We start from the raw sequence: 1,661 nt of genomic DNA, 5'->3' as shown, positions 1-1,661 counted from the left end.
CCACCACAGGGCCTCCGCGCCGCCGCCGTGGATCATCTGGATGCGCGCGTCCAGTCCGACGTCGGCCAGCCCGGCGCGGAGGCCCTGTGGTGGCGGATGAACCTGGAACGTTCCCGGGCCGGGATGGTGGCGCACGGAGCGGTGTGCCACGAGGACTTCGAGGCGGCGTACGAGGAGCTGGCGTCGCCCGGCTTCCACGATCTGGCCCTGACCGTCATGACGGCGTGGGGGCGGCGGCCGGGCTGAGCCGCCGACCGGGCCGGGCCGCCGACCGGGCCGGGCGGTCGGCGCCCTCGCCCGGTCCGCCCTCGCCCGGTCGGCCCTCGCCCGGTCCGCCCTCGCCCGGTCCGCTCGCGCCCGGTCAGGTCAGCGGAGGAGCCGCCAGCAGGTCGGCCGGGATGCCGCCCTTGCCGGGCGCGTAGTAGTTCTTGATCTCGGCCTCCCAGATGTCCACCCGGACGCGGTCGGCCGCGTCCGGCTCGAACGCGTCGAAGAGGGCGTGGATATTGGCCAGGTCGAAGCCGACCCCCCGCATCATGCCGATGAACACCGGGCGGGTGACCGTGCCGCTGCCGTCCAGGTCGCCGAGGCGCGCGAAGCCCGCCGCGAACGCGTCGACCGCCCCGTCGAACCGTTCGGGGTTCAGGACGCACGCCTGGTACTCCTCGTAGCTGATCCGGCCGTCCCGATTGGCGTCGAGTTCGCCGAGGAGCGTGGTCCAGTACCGGGTGAAGCCGGCCCGCATCGCCTGCTGCCGGTCCTCCCCGGCCTCGGGCACGGCGGCGGCGACCCGGCCGCTCATCAGGTCGAAGTCGTCGGATTCCAGGAACCCGTTGCCGTCGGCGTCGAACAGGGTGAAGACGAGCTTGACCCGGTTGACCGCTTCTGTCCGCATGGTTTCTCACCTCGTGTCAGGCCAGGGGGGGAGCGTCCTGCCGTCACTATGCGGGCCGTGACACACGGCGATCCGGGGAAGGCCCGGCTTTCATCAGAAAGAATGAAAGAGGCGGCATTCCGGCATGAACCGCCCTGCCTCAGAAGGGATACCAGCGGACCTCGGGGTCGTCCTGGCGCAGCGAGGCGACCCGGCGGCGGAACTCCTCCAGCGCCTTCGGGTTGGCCGGGGCGTGCTGGGCGACCCAGGCGCAGCTGGCCGTCTCCCGCGCACCGCGCAGCACCGGACAGCCGGACCACTCGCGCACGTCCCAGCCGTAGACCTCGGTGAAGGAGTCGTACGCCTCGGCGGGCAGGCCGTACCGGTCCCGGGAGAGCGCCATGACCACCAGGTCGTGTTCGCGGAAGTCGGCGGAGAACGTCTCCAGATCCACCAGGACCGGTCCCGCCGGCCCGACATGGACGTTGCGCGGCAGCGCGTCGCCGTGGATCGGGCCGGTCGGCAGCCGGGGCACGAGGGTGGCCGCGGCCTCGGCGAAGCCGTCCCTGCGGCCCCGCAGGTAGTCGGCGTCGGCCGGGTCGATCGCGTCGCCCGCGATGCCCAGCCAGCGCTCGACGCCGCCGAGCAGCTCCCGGCGGGGGAGCGTGAGGGAACCGGGCGCGGGCAGCGCGTGCACCAGACGCAGCAGCGACGCCAGATCGGCGGGAACGGCCGGCCGTACGGCCGGGGGCAGCCGGTGCCAGAGGGTCACCGGATGCCCCCGGCC

At 73.5% G+C, this 1,661-nt stretch carries 2 protein-coding genes and 1 pseudogene; 1 reads left to right on the top strand and 2 read right to left on the bottom strand.

Features of this window, described 5'->3' with window-relative positions; genetic code table 11:
- A pseudogene (locus DVH02_RS28725) lies at positions 1-246 on the top strand (hypothetical protein); the annotation flags it as partial.
- 115 nt (positions 247-361) lie between these two features.
- On the opposite strand, the gene DVH02_RS28720 reads toward DVH02_RS28725, so the two are convergent.
- Both DVH02_RS28720 and DVH02_RS28715 read right to left on the bottom strand, forming a co-directional pair.
- Positions 362-895 (bottom strand): EF-hand domain-containing protein, encoded by a 534-nt coding sequence (locus DVH02_RS28720; protein ID WP_114626773.1) that lies wholly within the window; start codon positions 893-895, stop codon positions 362-364.
- Positions 896-1,034: 139 nt separating this feature from the next.
- The coding region (locus DVH02_RS28715) for a phosphotransferase (RefSeq protein WP_147286148.1) at positions 1,035-1,661 on the bottom strand (627 nt) is incomplete at its 5' end.

This window comes from Streptomyces corynorhini, from assembly GCF_003346515.1.
GTDB classification, from domain to species: domain Bacteria; phylum Actinomycetota; class Actinomycetes; order Streptomycetales; family Streptomycetaceae; genus Streptomyces; species Streptomyces corynorhini.
Note: the sequence above shows the minus strand (reverse complement) of the source record. Positions and strands in the feature narration are given on the sequence as shown.

Excerpts from the sequence above, each read along its gene's own strand:
- DVH02_RS28720 (WP_114626773.1), bottom strand. The coding sequence starts at position 895 with ATGCGGACAGAAGCGGTCAACCGGGTCAAGCTCGTCTTCACCCTGTTC.